This is a genomic window from Brevibacterium siliguriense, from assembly GCF_900105315.1.
Classification (GTDB): Bacteria; Actinomycetota; Actinomycetes; order Actinomycetales; family Brevibacteriaceae; genus Brevibacterium; species Brevibacterium siliguriense.
The window spans coordinates 3,613,886-3,627,653 of record NZ_LT629766.1; the positions used below are offsets into that span (position 1 = coordinate 3,613,886).

12 protein-coding genes and 2 pseudogenes are annotated in these 13,768 nt (G+C 65.4%); 7 read left to right on the top strand and 7 right to left on the bottom strand.

Annotated features, from left to right (window positions below; genetic code table 11):
* Positions 1-9: 9 nt before the first annotated feature.
* A complete protein-coding gene (locus BLU88_RS16270) occupies positions 10-678 on the bottom strand; it encodes a VOC family protein (RefSeq protein ID WP_092016251.1) in 669 nt (222 codons plus the stop codon).
* Positions 666-1,202 carry a VOC family protein gene (locus tag BLU88_RS16275; RefSeq protein ID WP_092016254.1) on the bottom strand — a complete coding sequence of 179 codons (537 nt, stop codon included), beginning with the start codon at positions 1,200-1,202 and terminating at the stop codon, positions 666-668. The genes BLU88_RS16270 and BLU88_RS16275 overlap by 13 nt, the downstream gene beginning before the upstream one ends.
* 190 nt (positions 1,203-1,392) lie before the next feature.
* Between BLU88_RS16275 and BLU88_RS16280 the strand changes: the two are divergent.
* The 6 genes and pseudogenes from BLU88_RS16280 (at position 1,393) to BLU88_RS16305 (ending at position 9,112) form a co-directional block, all read left to right on the top strand.
* Positions 1,393-3,103, top strand: a pseudogene (locus BLU88_RS16280) (TIGR04028 family ABC transporter substrate-binding protein).
* Entirely contained in the window at positions 3,100-4,179 is a 1,080-nt protein-coding gene (locus tag BLU88_RS16285) for an ABC transporter permease (protein ID WP_092016257.1), read from the top strand. Before BLU88_RS16280 ends, BLU88_RS16285 begins: the two are co-directional and overlap by 4 nt.
* Complete coding sequence (locus tag BLU88_RS16290; protein WP_407922836.1) at positions 4,176-5,036, top strand: ABC transporter permease; 861 nt, start codon at positions 4,176-4,178, stop codon at positions 5,034-5,036. The genes BLU88_RS16285 and BLU88_RS16290 overlap by 4 nt, the downstream gene beginning before the upstream one ends.
* Complete coding sequence (locus BLU88_RS16295) at positions 5,033-6,727, top strand: dipeptide ABC transporter ATP-binding protein (RefSeq protein WP_092016260.1); 1,695 nt, start codon at positions 5,033-5,035, stop codon at positions 6,725-6,727. The genes BLU88_RS16290 and BLU88_RS16295 overlap by 4 nt, the downstream gene beginning before the upstream one ends.
* A 5-nt stretch (positions 6,728-6,732) precedes the next feature.
* Entirely contained in the window at positions 6,733-7,785 is a 1,053-nt protein-coding gene (locus tag BLU88_RS16300) for a putative FMN-dependent luciferase-like monooxygenase (protein ID WP_092016263.1), read from the top strand.
* 1 nt (position 7,786) lies between these two features.
* Complete coding sequence (locus tag BLU88_RS16305; protein ID WP_092016265.1) at positions 7,787-9,112, top strand: alkylhydroperoxidase domain protein; 1,326 nt, start codon at positions 7,787-7,789, stop codon at positions 9,110-9,112.
* A gap of 92 nt (positions 9,113-9,204) precedes the next feature.
* On the opposite strand, the pseudogene BLU88_RS16310 reads toward BLU88_RS16305, so the two are convergent.
* The 4 genes and pseudogenes from BLU88_RS16310 to BLU88_RS16325 form a co-directional block, all read right to left on the bottom strand.
* A pseudogene (locus BLU88_RS16310) lies at positions 9,205-9,623 on the bottom strand (DUF779 domain-containing protein).
* A complete protein-coding gene (exaC, locus tag BLU88_RS16315) occupies positions 9,623-11,146 on the bottom strand; it encodes an acetaldehyde dehydrogenase ExaC (protein ID WP_092016268.1) in 1,524 nt (507 codons plus the stop codon). The pseudogene BLU88_RS16310 and the gene exaC overlap by 1 nt, the downstream one beginning before the upstream one ends.
* A 162-nt stretch (positions 11,147-11,308) precedes the next feature.
* A complete protein-coding gene (locus BLU88_RS16320) occupies positions 11,309-11,800 on the bottom strand; it encodes a GNAT family N-acetyltransferase (RefSeq protein ID WP_231939473.1) in 492 nt (163 codons plus the stop codon).
* Between the two features lie 73 nt (positions 11,801-11,873).
* Complete coding sequence (locus BLU88_RS16325; protein WP_092016274.1) at positions 11,874-12,362, bottom strand: GNAT family N-acetyltransferase; 489 nt, start codon at positions 12,360-12,362, stop codon at positions 11,874-11,876.
* 58 nt (positions 12,363-12,420) lie between these two features.
* Between BLU88_RS16325 and BLU88_RS16330 the strand changes: the two genes are divergently transcribed.
* Complete coding sequence (locus BLU88_RS16330) at positions 12,421-12,642, top strand: hypothetical protein (protein ID WP_092016277.1); 222 nt, start codon at positions 12,421-12,423, stop codon at positions 12,640-12,642.
* A gap of 17 nt (positions 12,643-12,659) precedes the next feature.
* On the opposite strand, the gene BLU88_RS16335 is transcribed toward BLU88_RS16330, so the two are convergent.
* Complete coding sequence (locus BLU88_RS16335) at positions 12,660-13,730, bottom strand: AI-2E family transporter (RefSeq protein WP_092016280.1); 1,071 nt, start codon at positions 13,728-13,730, stop codon at positions 12,660-12,662.
* Between the last annotated feature and the right edge of the window lie 38 nt (positions 13,731-13,768).

Here is a 13,768-nt window from a genome sequence, read left to right on the forward strand (position 1 = left end):
TCGGTGAGGTCAGAACTCGAGGACGCCGTCGGGGCCGCGAAGCCGGGCACGCAGGCGGCGATCCGACCCTTCGACCACAGTGGTGTCACCGGCACCGAGTACCTCGAGCACCTGCAGCGCCGACTCGGGTTCCGGGGATTCCACACGGAACTCGAGCAGTTCGAGCGCGGGCAGGGCCGCCTCGGCGGGATGGACGGATTCGCCCCAGTCGATGAGGAACGGCTGCGCACCCTCGCGCGGGAGCGGGGAACGCGCGGTCAGCCGCCATTCGAGGCGGTCGCCTTCGGCGGTGTCGCGGGCCATGTCCTGGACCTCACCGAAGTCGATGCCTGCGGTGTTCGCGGCTGCGATCTTCGCGAGGAACGCCGGCGGATGGATGGCCCAAGTCTGCAGCGTCGGCTCGGTGGCCAGATGTGCGTCGAGGGGCAGGGTGCCGTCGGCCGGCGGCTCCTGCTGCGGGTCCGGACCGAGGATTTCGAGGTAGGTGTGCGCTCCCTTCGGCCAGCCCGTCGGGGCGAGTCCGAGGAGGAAGTTCGCGGTCCCCCGCCCCGGATGCGAGCCGCCGGGAACCGCACGCACCCCGGTGGACTCTTCCACGGCGGCGACCCCGGATTCGAGGTCGGGCACCGTGATGACGAGGTGGTCGAGTTCAGCGGGAATGATGTTCAGAGCGTCCATGATCCACCCGGACCTTTCAGATGAGCGTGTAGGCCCTCAGTCTCCCCCTCTTGCCCTCCTGGGGCAATGATGTCGAGAGCGATGCCGAAGAAATCGAGGACCGTTCCGTCCGGTCGGCGGCGGGTCATGTCATGAACCTCGCCGAGGCGGACCCGCGGTTCCTGTGACCGCGCCGCGGCCGTGACGAGACCGTCGAAATCGTCCGGACGGATCGCCCACCTCTGCACCGTGGGTTCAGTGATCCCGGCCAACCGTGACGCTGCGAGCGCCGGGTCCTGCTCGGGGTCGGGACCGAGGATCTCAAGGTATGTGAGCGGGTTCGAACAGCTCGGACGTGCGAGTCCGAGCGATTCCGTGAGCTCATCGGCGAGCTCGAGTCCGAGCAGCGCATTGGCTGTCCCCAGCCCCAGATGGGCACCGCCGTCGACCGGCTCCACCCCCAGACTAGTCGCGGATTGCTCAACATATCCCTGAAGGTCGGGAACGGCGATGACCAGATGATCGAAGCGCGAATTGCTCAACATGTCTCAATATTAAGCCCCGGATTGACGGCGATTGCACGGATGCGCTTAACTCAATGCATGCACATCCACTTCGGGCCCCGCGCCGGACACCGCCTCTGCCAGTCAGAAATGGCACCACCAATGTCCGCATATTGTTGAACTATCCGACTCAGTTCCCCCTGCTCCATCCCTCTTGCCCGAAGGACCTCTCATGACGGATCACCGTCTCTCCACCGCGGCGCGTCTGACCCGGCGCCGCCTCGACCGCCGTTCGGTCCTCAGCCTCGGTCTCGGTTTCGGCACTCTGCTCACCCTCAGCGCCTGCACACCCCACGATTCCGGTTCGCTGGCCGAGGGCGAACCCGTCCGTGGCGGAGTGCTCACCTACTTCGAACCCCAGACCTGGACCCTGCTCTACCCGCCGTCGGTCGGCTTCTACCCCAACGGCGGGATCATGAACAACATCTCCGCGCGCCTGCTGTGGCAGGATCCGAAGACACTCGAGCTCTATCCGTGGTTGGCGACCGAACTGCCGGAGACGAACGCCGATGCCACGACCTACACATTCACCATCCGTGAAGGCGTGACCTATTCGGACGGTTCACCGCTGACACCTGAGAATGTGGCGAAGAACTTCGACCTGTTCGGTCTCGGCGACGAAGCACGCACGTTGCCGGTATCCGAGCAGATCTCGAACTATGAGCGCAGCGAAGTCCTCGACGAGCATCGGGTTCGGTTCCACTTCTCCGCCCCCCTCCCCCGGTTTCGCGCAGGCGACGTCGACGATGAACGCAGGACTGCTCGCCGATTCCACTCTCGACCTTGACGCCGAAGGCTTCGGCCCGGGCGGAGCCACGCAGATCCACACCTGCGGTCCCTTCCACATCACGGCCGAGACCATCGGCACGAAGCTCTCCGTCCGTGCCCGCGAAGACTACGACTGGGCTCCCCCACATCTGAAGCACCAGGGCCGAGCCCACCTCGACGGCATCGACTATCTGACCAACAACGAATACTCCGTGCGCATCGGAGCCGTGCTCTCCGGACAGGCAGACGGCGTCCGCGACGTCCAGGCTCCGGACGAGTCCCGTGTGACCGAGCAGGGGCTGCGCCTCTATGCGAAGGCGACGAACGGAATCAACAACAGCATCAACTTCCGGTTCCGCCACGACCTGCTTGCCGATATCGACGTCCGGCGAGCACTCATCGCCGCCATCGATCGCCAGGAGATCGTCGACAAGCTCTTCACCCCGAACTACCCGCTGGCCACCGGTCTGCTGGCCAAGGGCGCCATGGGGTATGTCGACCAGTCGGGGTCGTGGGACTTCGACCCGGACAAGGCCAACCGCCTCCTCGATGAGGCCGGGTGGAGCGAGCGCAACGGGCAGGGCTACCGTGTCAAAGACGGGCAGCCGTTGGCGCTGACGGTGAATATCGCTCTGCCGCAGCCGCGGTCGAACGAGGTCCAGACCCTCATCCAACAGCAGCTGCGCCGCGTGGGCGTGCGCTTGTCGATCAACCCCGGCGACCAATCGAAGCAGACCCTCGACGCCCTCGACCTCGACACCGTGCAGATCTACCATTCGATGGTCGCCCGCGCCGACTTCGACAATCTGCGTTCGAACTACTCCTCGGTCAACCGCGACGTCTTCCTCAACGGAGCCGATCGCCCCGACGCCGACTACGATTCGGTCGATGCGAAGGTCGACGAGCTCCTCGAGACCCTGGCATCCGAACCGAACCGCGAGAAACGCCAGCAGGCCGCCGAGGCGGTCCAGAACTACCTCGTCGACCAGGCCTATGTGCTGCCGTTCTTCGAAGAGCCGCAGGTCTTCGCCTTCCGCCGCCGCGTCCACGGCTTCGCCACCGAACCCGTGGGGCGGCCCGACTTCTACAGCACCTGGCTGGCAGGAGAGAAATGATCCTCGACACCCGTTACCTCTTCCTGCGCCTGGTCCAAGCGATCCTCGTGCTGCTGCTCGCGTTCACCGCGGCGTTCATCCTGCTCAGCCTCATCCCCGGCGACGGCGTCACTGCCCGTTTCGCCGATCCGGCGCTGGGTCTGTCCAATGACCAGATCGCTGAGATCCGTGAGGCCACCGGCGCCGACGACTCCTGGTGGTCGCGTTACGTCCTCAGCCTCACCGGGTTCCTCACCGGCGACTTCGGCTATTCGGTCCAGACCGGTGCGGCCGTGTCGACGATCATCGCTGCGGCTCTGCCGTCGACCGCAGTCCTCGCGGCCTCCGGGTTCGTCACCGCCCTCGTCCTCGCCGTGATCATCGCCGTCTTCGCCACCTTCGGACCGTCCACCGGGTCGACGGCTCGGGTGCGTCGGGTCCTCGACTCGGTGCCCAGTCTCTTCATCTCGATCCCGGTGTTCTGGCTCGGAATCCTGCTCATCCAGGTCTTCTCCTTCCAGCTCGGCGTCGTCTCCGTCGTCGATCCCGGCCCCGCCGAGGCGCTCGTGCTGCCGACCCTGACCGTGGCGGTTCCGCTCTCGGCCCCGATCGCCCAGGTGCTCATCCGCTCCATCACCGAGGTGCAGGCCTCCGGCTTCGTCAAGGTCACCACCGCGAAGGGCGCCTCCGAACTGTGGATCCTCGTCCACACCGTCGCCCGCAATGCGGTGCTGCCGGGGCTGACGATCATCGGCCTCGTCTTCGGCGAACTCGTCGCCGGCGCCGTGGTCACCGAGACCGTGTTCGGCCGCAACGGCATCGGGCTCATCACCGCCCAGGCGGTCACCCACCGGGACAATCCGATCCTGCTGGCCGTCGTGGTCATCGCCACCTTCGGCTACGTCATCATCAATCTCGCAGTCGATCTCCTCTACCCCGTCATCGACGTCCGGCTGCGCACGAAACGCAGCTCCGCCTCGGCAGGTAGAGTCCTGCGCAGCCACGACGAATCCACACGTCGCGCCCTGACTGCGTCCGCGGCCAGCGTCGGCGTCGACCTCGACTGGGATGACGAGACGAAGGAGAAGTACTCGTGAGCATCGTCTTCACCCGCGGCCAGGCCACCGAGACCCGGCGCGCACGCGGCGGCCGGGCACGCGCCGCGCTCTCCCCGGCGACCGTCGTCTCCGCTCTGGTTCTGCTCATCGCCGTCGCCTGGGCGCTGGCTCCCGGGCTCTTCACCCACTTCGACCCCAACGACGGCGGAGACACCCCTGCCCTGCTGTCACCGAGTCTCGAGCATTGGTTCGGCACCGACCAGACCGGCAGGGATGCCTTCACCCGAGTCGTCTACGGCGCCTCCCAGTCCCTGTTGGCCGCGCTCGTGGCCGTCGGGGTCGGGCTGATCGTCGGCACCACGATCGGGCTCATCGCCGGCACTCGGCGCGGACTCATCGACGATGTGCTCATGCGCCTGATCGATGTGCTGCTGTCCATCCCCGCGATCCTGCTCAGCCTTTCGATCGTCGTGGTCCTCGGCTTCGGCACGATCAACGCGGCCATCGCCGTCGGCGTCACCGCCATCGCCCAGTTCGCCAGGCTGGCCAGGTCACAGGCGGTGCAGATCAACACGAGCGATTTCGTGGCCGCGGCCTACGGGTCCGGCGGCACTTTCTTCTCCGTCCTCATCCGCCATATCCTCCCGAATTCGATCTCGCCCGTGCTCTCGCTGGCGGTGCTCCAGGTCGGTTCGGCGATCCTCCAGATCTCCACGCTCGGGTTCCTCGGCTACGGCACTCCACCGCCCACCCCGGAATGGGGACTCATCATCGCCGAGGGCCGCAATTTCGTCGCCACCGCCTGGTGGCTGACCGTGCTGCCCGGCCTCGTGGTCATGGCAATCGTGCTCGCCACCCACCAGATCGGCAACACCCTGCGAAAGGTGACATCATGACCGACTCCTCACTGCTGCGCATTGACGGTCTGTCCGTCGACTACTCCCACCGAGGCGGCTCCGCGGCACCAGCCGTGAGCGAGCTCGATCTCGTGGTCCGTCCCGGTTCGATGACCGCCGTGGTCGGGGAATCCGGTTCGGGGAAGTCGACGACGGCGAACGCCGTCATCGGTCTCCTTCCCTCCTCGGCCAGGGTCGTGGCCGGGCGGATCCGCCTCGGCGATGTCGATCTGCTGAGTCTGGGCACCTCCGGTTGGCGCGGTATGCGCGGATCTCAGATCGGCTACGTCCCACAGGATCCGGGGTCCTCGCTCAATCCGCTGCAGACGGTCGGCAAGTCCGTCGCCGAGGCGCTGCGCATCCACCGGCAGGCCAACCGCGCAGACGCCCGTGCCCAGGTCGTCGAGCTGCTGGCCCGAGTCGGCATCGACCAGCCGGAGAAGCGGGCCGATCAGTTCCCGCATGAGCTCTCGGGTGGGATGCGGCAGCGTGTGCTCATCGCCGCCGCCATCGCGCTGCGCCCTCGCCTGCTCATCGCCGACGAACCCACCTCCGCCCTCGACGTCACCGTCCAGAAGCAGGTCCTCGACCTCCTTGACGAACTGCGCGCCGAGACCGGAATGGGCATCCTCTTCATCACCCACGATCTCGCCGTCGCCGGCGAACGCGCCGACGAGGTCGTGGTCATGCAGGGCGGACGCATCGTCGAATCAGGTCCGGCGGGTCGTGTCTTTTCCGAACCGGCCACCGACTACACTTCCCGCCTCATCGCCGATGCTCCCGCACTGCAGACGAAGACGCGCCCAGCCCTCGCCGCGGCGGCGGTACAGTCCGCAGACCCGTTCGTCTCCGTCGAATCACTCACCCATGTCTTCGACCGGACCGGTGACCAGATCACCGGCATCGAGGGTGTGGACTTCACGGTGGCGCGCGGGACCACGCACGGTCTCGTCGGAGAATCCGGTTCGGGCAAGACGACCACGGGCAAGGCGCTGGCAGGGTTCCTCACACCGCAGTCCGGGCATGTGCGCATCGGCGATTTCGACGCCGCTGGGCTCGGACGCGGTCGCCCTTCACGGCAGCAGCTGCGGGAGTTCCGTCGCTCCGTCCAGCTGGTCCATCAGAACCCGTTCTCCGCTCTCGATCCCAAACATTCGCTCCGATCGACTCTGACCGAGCCTCTGCGCAACTTCCGCATTGGTGATCGTGCTTCCAAGCCGCGGCTCGTCGCCGAAGCGATGGATCGGGTGGCGCTGCCCACTGACTACCTCGACCGGCGGCCCGCTGAACTCTCCGGCGGGCAGCTGCAGCGAGTGGCGATCGCTCGCGCCCTCATCGTCGAACCCGAACTCGTCGTCTTCGACGAGGCGGTCTCGGCTCTCGATGTGACCGTGCAGGCGCAGATCCTCACGCTGCTCGATGAGCTGCAGAGGGAGCTCGGCCTAACGTACGTCTTCATCACCCATGACCTCGCCGTCGTCCGCCAGATCGCTGATACGGTGTCCGTGATGTCCCACGGACACCTCGTCGACGATGGCGCGACCGAAGAGATCTTCACTCGCCCGCGCTCCGCCTACACCCGCACTCTGCTCGAGGCGATCCCCCGTCCCGCAACGCTGGCGGTCGCTGCAGCGCCTGCGGACAATCGACCCGCAACCCCGACCCTGCTCACCGCAGCAGCAGAAAGCTGAGAACCATGACCCCTCAACCGACAGTTACCCAGGCGAGCGGACCAAAGCTCGGATTCTTCACCCGCCTGCTCGAAGATGCCCCGGCCGCACAGCGCTACCGCTTCGCCCTCGAACAGATCGAGGCGGCCGAGGAGTTCGGCTTCCATTCGGCGTGGGTCGCCCAGCACCACTTCTCCGCGGCCGAGGGCGGACTGCCGTCCCCACTCGTCTTCCTCTCCCACGCCGCCGCCCGCACTACCCGGATCAATTTGGGCACCGCGATCATCACCCTACCGTTGGAGAATGCCGTGCGCGTGGCCGAAGACGCCGCCGTGCTCGACGAACTCTCCGCCGGTCGCCTCGAGATCGGTCTGGGCTCGGGCGGGAATCCGAAGTCATTCCCGGCCTTCGGCACGAACTTCGATGAACGCCGTGAGGTCTTCGCCGACAATCTCACGACCCTGCGCACACTGTTCTCAGGCGACCGGCTGCCCACCGACCACGGTCTCTACCCGGTTCCGGATGCGGAGCGCCCGAGCCTCGAGCGGCGACTGTGGCAGGCGACGTTCTCCGCAGGCGGTGCCGGTGCGGCCGGCGCCGCCGGTGACGGACTCATGCTCTCACGGACTCAGCCGCGCCCCCAGGACAACCCGGCGGCCCGCCTCGACGAGGTGCAGCTGCCGGTCATCGATACCTATCTGTCCCAACTGCCGGACGAGGTCGAACCGCGCATCCTCGCTTCTCGCACTGCCGTGGTCGCCGATGCCGCAGACCTGCCCCGGCTGCGTGAGATCACCGAACCGGCGCTGCGGGCCGAGGCCGACCGCCTCGTCGGCTATGACACCTCCGGACTCAGCCTCGATGAGCTCCTCGTCGCCACCGACACCTACCTCGGCACTCCCGAGCAGGTGAGCGAACGTCTGCAGCATGACCGCGTCCTCGATCGTGCCACCGACGTCAGCTTCCAGGTGCACTCGGTTCCGGCGACGAACGAGACCGCTCTGAGGTCGATCGAACTGCTGGCCACCGAGGTGGCCCCCGCCCTCGGGTTCTCCGCGACCAAGGAGAAGGTGCACTGAGATGGCAGATATCATCAACCTCCTCGCCGGAATCGCGGCGAACGATCCTCTCGATGAGCTGCGCGGCCACCGGGCGCAGGCGAAGGAGAACGCGCAGCTGAGTTTCGAGGCTCTGCTCGAACCCGCTGATCCGAAGGGTGTGAGCTTCCGCGACCGTTATGCGATCGCCGCGTTCACCGCGGGTCTGCTCGGTTCGACTCGGGCCGAGGAGTTCTACCGTGATCTGCTGCGTGACGAAGACGAGTCCGTGTCCTGGGCGGTCGCCGAACTCCTCGACGAGGCGACTGCACCAGCCGGCACAGCTGGTCCCTACGGAATCTTCGAATCCACGGCGTTGGCCGAAGAGAACGTACCCGGGCCGTGGCTGGCTCCCGCCGAGGCGACGGCGGCGAGACTCGGTGAGAAGCTGGTGGCAGGACTCGAATTCGCACATCTTCTCGTCCTCCACCCACGCGACAGCCGCCCCGGTCACCTGGCGCTGCTGATCGAAGCGGGATGGGACGAGGACGGCATCGTCACCCTCGCTCAGCTCGTGTCGTTCCTCAACTTCCAGATCCGCATCAGCACCGGACTCGCAGCACTCACCGAGGCGGCCTCAGCGACCGCGGAATCCCAACCGCACCAGGTGGACCGGTCGGAAGGCGAATCCGCGAACGAGACGGACGATGCCGACGACGGCCCCGCCTCGGCGAGGATGGACGAAGCTCTGCAGGCCGTCGGCGACAGGGTGAAGACGTATCCGAATCTCCACCGTCCCGAGCGGTTCCAGCAAGGTGGGCTCGGCTGGGTGCCGTGGATCGCACCCGTCGCCGAGGCGGACCTCAGCGATGACCAGCGGGATGCCCTCATCGAGGCGGGACGGGCGAAGAACCCGTACTTCCGGCTGCTGGCGAGGGATCCTGCCGCGCTCAAGGCACGGACCCTGACCGACTTCGACATCTTCTTCAACACCACCGACGGGCTCGGTCGGGCCGAACGCGAACTCGCCGCGACCGCAGCCTCGCGGCTCAACGGGTGCCTGTTCTGCGCGTCGGTCCACGCCGATCGGGCCACCGAGGAATCCGGGCGTCGGGACGTCGTCCAGCTCCTCCTCGACGAGGGAATCGGCACGAAGAGCCACCTCGGTGATCAGGTGTGGGGTGCCATCGTCGATGCCTCGGTGGCGCTGACGCTGACCCCGCAGTCCTTCGGCGTCGCACACGTCGAGCAGCTGCATGCGGCGGGTCTGGACGACGGCGACATCATCGACGCACTCAGCTGTGCTGCCTTCTTCAACTGGGCGAACCGACTGATGCTCTCCCTCGGCGAACCCGAGCAGTTGAAGTAGAGCTCCTCGAGAAGCGGGCTGAGTGCCGAGAAACACATGCGTACACACGATTCTCGGCACTCAGCCCGCTTTTCAGTGAGAAGGTGCCGGCCTCAGCCGACGTCCATGAGCGTCGATCGAATGATGAAGCGGTTTCCCGTCGGTGATTCGACGCTGAAGCCGCTGCCGCGGCCCGGCACCACATCGATCGTCAGATGCGTGTGCTTCCAGTACTCGAACTGCTCCGTCGACATCCAGAAGTCCAGTCCGGCCTTCTCTGCATCGTCGATGGGCAGGGCGAAGTGTCCGAGCAGCACATCGGCTTCCGAGGTGAGGAAGTCGCCTTCGGGAAGCACATGGGCGACGAGCCGTCACAGCAGCCGCCGGACTGGTGGAACATGAGCTGTCCGTGTTTGTCGACGAGGTCGGCGAGCAGGTCGATGGCGGCCTGAGTCATCGCCACTCGCGATTTCTCTTCGCCTTCGATCGTCGGTGTCGATTCGAGAGCGGCTGTTTCGGCTGTTTCACTCATCAGAAGAATCCTTGTGCATTTTCGGAGTAGCTGACCAGCAGGTTCTTCGTCTGCTGGTAGTGGTCGAGCATCATCTTGTGGTTCTCACGTCCGATGCCCGAGGACTTGTATCCGCCGAACGCGGCGTGGGCCGGGTAGGCGTGGTAGTTGTTCACCCAGACGCGTCCGGCCTGGATGTCGCGTCCGGCTCGGTAGGCGGTGTTGCCGGTGCGGGCCCAGACTCCGGCGCCGAGGCCGTAGAGCGTGTCATTGGCTGTGGCGATCGCGTCGTCGTAGTCGGAGAACGAGGTCAGGGCCACGACTGGTCCGAAGATCTCCTCCTGGAAGATGCGCATCTTGTTCGTGCCCTTGAAGATCGTCGGCTGGATGTAGAAGCCGCCGGCCAGATCCCCGTCGAGTTCGGCCTTGTCGCCGCCGATGAGCACCTCGGCGCCTTCATCCTTGCCGATCTTCAGATAGGACATGATCTTCTCGAACTGGTCGTTCGAGGCCTGTGCGCCGACCTGGGTGTCGGTGTCGAGCGGGTTGCCCTGTTTGATGGAGCGGACGCGTTCGACGCCGGCGGCGACGAAGTCGTCGAAGATCGAGTCCTGTACGAGTGCACGCGACGGGCAGGTACAGACCTCGCCCTGGTTGAGCGCGAACATCGCGAAGCCTTCGAGCGCCTTGTCTCTGAAGCTGTCGTCGGCGGCCATGACGTCGTCGAAGAAGATGTTCGGTGACTTGCCGCCGAGCTCCAGAGTGACCGGGATGATGTTCTGCGAGGCGTACTGCATGATCAGGCGGCCGGTCGTCGTCTCACCGGTGAAGGCGACCTTGCGGATGCGTTTGTTCGACGCCAGCGGTTTGCCCGCTTCGACGCCGAAGCCGTTGATGATGTTGAGGACGCCGGGAGGCAGCAGGTCGCCGATGAGTTCGGCGAGGACGAGGATCGACGCCGGGGTCTGCTCAGCCGGCTTGAGGACGACGCAGTTGCCGGCGGCGAGCGCCGGGGCGAGCTTCCAGGTGGCCATGAGCAGGGGGAAGTTCCAGGGAATGATCTGTCCGACCACGCCGAGGGGCTCATGGAAGTGGTAGGCGACGGTGTCGTCGTCGATCTGAGAGATGCCGCCTTCCTGCGCCCGGATGGCTGAGGCGAAGTAGCGGAAGTGGTCGACGGCCAGCGGGAGGTCTGCTGCCAGGGGTTCGCGAATTCCCTTGCCGTTGTCCCAGGTTTCGGCGACGGCGAGCATTTCGAGGTTGGATTCGATGCGGTCGGCGATCTTGTTGAGGATATTGGCGCGTTCGGCGACCGAGGTCTTGCCCCAGGCCGGTGCCGCTGCCCATGCTGCATCGAGTGCGGTCTCGACATCGTCTGCGGTGGAGCTGGGGATCTCGGTGAAGGCCTGCCCGGTGACGGGAGTGATGTTCTCGAAGTAGTTGCCGTCCTTCGGCGGCACCCACTCTCCTCCGATGTAGTTCTCATAACGGGGCTTGAACGTGACGAGCGCGCCGTCGGTACCGGGTGCTGAGTAGACTGCCATGACACTCCTTCGTGTGAGTCCATCCACCCCACATCACGTGCCTCGTCCGATGGCGGTCAGAGGCGCGGAGCGGATGTGTCCGTGTCCTCTCACCTTAGGTCGGAACAGGGGTGCGGACAATAGACGTTGAGGGAGTTCGGAGGGTGGTCGCCGAAAGAGCAGTCAGCTCAACGGCAGAGGCGCAGCGAAGACCACCATGTCTCGCCGGGTGCCGCCGATCTCCTGCTGTTCGGCGAGCACTCGTTCGCGCACATATCCTGCTCTGTCAGCGGTCCGCAGAGACCCGGTGTTCCCCGGTTCGATGAAGAGTTCGACTCGACTCAGTCCGGGTATCGTCCAAGCGAATTTGGTCAGTGCGATGAGCGCCTCGGTGGCGTATCCGCTCCGTCTCGACGAGGGCGCGATCCCGTAGCCTGCATCTGCTCGGCCGTCTGCGAGGTCTTTGAGCCATAGACCGCAATGCCCCACTGCCTCGTCGTCAGATCGCTTCGCGATTGTGAATGAGAATCCCCGCCCTTCGGCGTGACGCCCCTGCTGTCTCCGCACCCACGACTCTGCCTCCTCGCGACTGGCATTTCCGGGCAACGTCCCAGTCAGAGGCACGTAGGGATCGGTGGACAGATCACGGGCCATATCAGCATCACGCAATTCCACGCGCCGTAGCCTGAACGCACCGAACTCCGGGTCAGTTGCGGGCCACGGAGGCAACTGGTGAGACGCGCACACCCTATTCACCTGGTGCAGCGTGGGCCACCGGCTTCACCATGATCAGGCAGGGCGTGTCCGCTCCCCACAGGTCTGTCTCCTCCAGAGGGACAAAGCCCATCTTCTCGTAGAAGTGACGGGTCCGCGCATAGTTCGGATCGTACTTCGACGGCCCGAGCGTCTTCACCTCGAGCAGCTTCGCCCCACGGGCCCTCACGTCCTCGTTGATGGCCTCGATCATCGCAGTCCCGACTCCCCTGCCGTGGACAGAGCGGTCGACGACGGTGAAATGGATTTCACTGGTCTGCGGGAAATGATTCGTCACCAACGTGACTCCGACGACTCGGCCACGTTCGTCGCGCACCGTCCACGTCTCCATGCTGCGTGCGTCGTCGACGTACTCGGCGTTGGATTCGGGTCTGCCGAACCATTCCGGCACGGTTGAGAGCAGCCGTTCCACATCCTTAGGCACGGCCTCGTCACGCTGTGCGGTCCAGTCGGCTTCAGCCATGGGCTCCACCTTAGACTCCTCAGCGATGCACCGGTACCCCATTGCTAGACTCAGCTCCATGAGCGAGCCCGAATCTCCCGTCCTCCGACTGATCCCGTATCTCGCGGCGATCACCGCAGCCATCTTCATCGCGCTGCCCCGCCTCGGTGGGGACGGGAACCTGCTCATCAGCCTCGTGTTCGCGGCAGTCGCCTATTTCGGCGCGTACTTCATCGCCAAACTCATCATCCACGCACTCGTCACCCGCATCGATTCAGGCAGCCACGACGACCAGGACTGAGGTTCGGACCGCCGTTCCTACCTCTTCGCTTGCGCCGGGACGACGACCTTGCGGATGATGATGAGCGCCGAGGCGGCCACCGGCACCGCGACCACCGCACCGAGCACCCCGCCGAGCGTGCCGCCGGTGATCGCGGCGATGATGACGAGAGCCCCAGGCACATCGACCGCTGCCTTCATGATCCGCGGGCTGAGCAGATACGCCTCGACCTGCATGTACACGAGGTAGTAGATGCCGGCAGTGATGCCCAGTCCGGGCGAGACCATCAGACAGGACGCGGTGATGATGATCGCACCGGTGATCGGTCCGACCAGGGGAATGAGCGAGGCGAGGAACGCCACGAATGCCAACAGCGCCGGCAGCGGGGCACCGATGATGGTCAGGAAGATCGCCGAGCACACGCCGTTGATGACGCCCAAGGACACCTGGCCGAGGACGTAGCGTCCGATGGATCGGGTGACCTCCTCGGTGACAGATTCGACGGTCGGCCGCGACGATGCCGCGACCAGCGAGAACATCGCGGATTTGATGGTCGGCATGGACACGGCGAAGTAGATGGTGAGGATGACGACGATGATCACGCCGGTGAGGAAGCTGAGGATCCCCGCCCCGATCGAGACGACCCCACCACCGAGGGAGAGCACGTTCTTCGGGTCAGAGGCCCAATCTGCGATATTGCCGAAGACCGCATCGATGTCGATTGCGCCGGTGAACTGCTCCTCGAGCTCCGTCACCCACCCGGTCGTCGCGAGGTTCGCCACGATCCCGGGCAGATCCGCGACGAACGTCTGGATCTGGCTGATCACGGCCGGAGCGATGAGCAGCGCGACGCCGACGACGATGAGGATGAAGGCCACGACGACGATGAGCACCGCCAGTGACCGCGGCACATTGCGATCGACGAGCCATTGCACAATCGGTTCGAGACCGAGAGCGAGGAACAGCGCCAAGCCGATGTAGATGATCACGGTCACCACGGACTGCAGCGCCGTCATCACCACGATCGCCAACCCCACGCCCAAAGCGCCGGTGAAACCGAGCCGGAACGCGCTGTTGAGTGTGAGGGACTTGCCCTGACCAGTGCCCATGGAAACCAGTGTAACCAGCGATCATGCGCTGGTCGGCT

Bases quoted from the DNA above. Each gene is read 5' to 3' on its own strand.
- BLU88_RS16295 (WP_092016260.1), top strand. From the start codon at position 5,033: ATGACCGACTCCTCACTGCTGCGCATTGACGGTCTGTCCGTCGACTAC.
- BLU88_RS16275 (WP_092016254.1), bottom strand. From the start codon at position 1,202: ATGTTGAGCAATTCGCGCTTCGATCATCTGGTCATCGCCGTTCCCGAC.
- BLU88_RS16325 (WP_092016274.1), bottom strand. From the start codon at position 12,362: ATGGCTGAAGCCGACTGGACCGCACAGCGTGACGAGGCCGTGCCTAAG.
- BLU88_RS16285 (WP_092016257.1), top strand. From the start codon at position 3,100: ATGATCCTCGACACCCGTTACCTCTTCCTGCGCCTGGTCCAAGCGATC.
- BLU88_RS16330 (WP_092016277.1), top strand. From the start codon at position 12,421: ATGAGCGAGCCCGAATCTCCCGTCCTCCGACTGATCCCGTATCTCGCG.
- BLU88_RS16305 (WP_092016265.1), top strand. From the start codon at position 7,787: ATGGCAGATATCATCAACCTCCTCGCCGGAATCGCGGCGAACGATCCT.
- BLU88_RS16300 (WP_092016263.1), top strand. From the start codon at position 6,733: ATGACCCCTCAACCGACAGTTACCCAGGCGAGCGGACCAAAGCTCGGA.
- BLU88_RS16335 (WP_092016280.1), bottom strand. From the start codon at position 13,730: ATGGGCACTGGTCAGGGCAAGTCCCTCACACTCAACAGCGCGTTCCGG.
- exaC (WP_092016268.1), bottom strand. From the start codon at position 11,146: ATGGCAGTCTACTCAGCACCCGGTACCGACGGCGCGCTCGTCACGTTC.
- BLU88_RS16270 (WP_092016251.1), bottom strand. From the start codon at position 678: ATGGACGCTCTGAACATCATTCCCGCTGAACTCGACCACCTCGTCATC.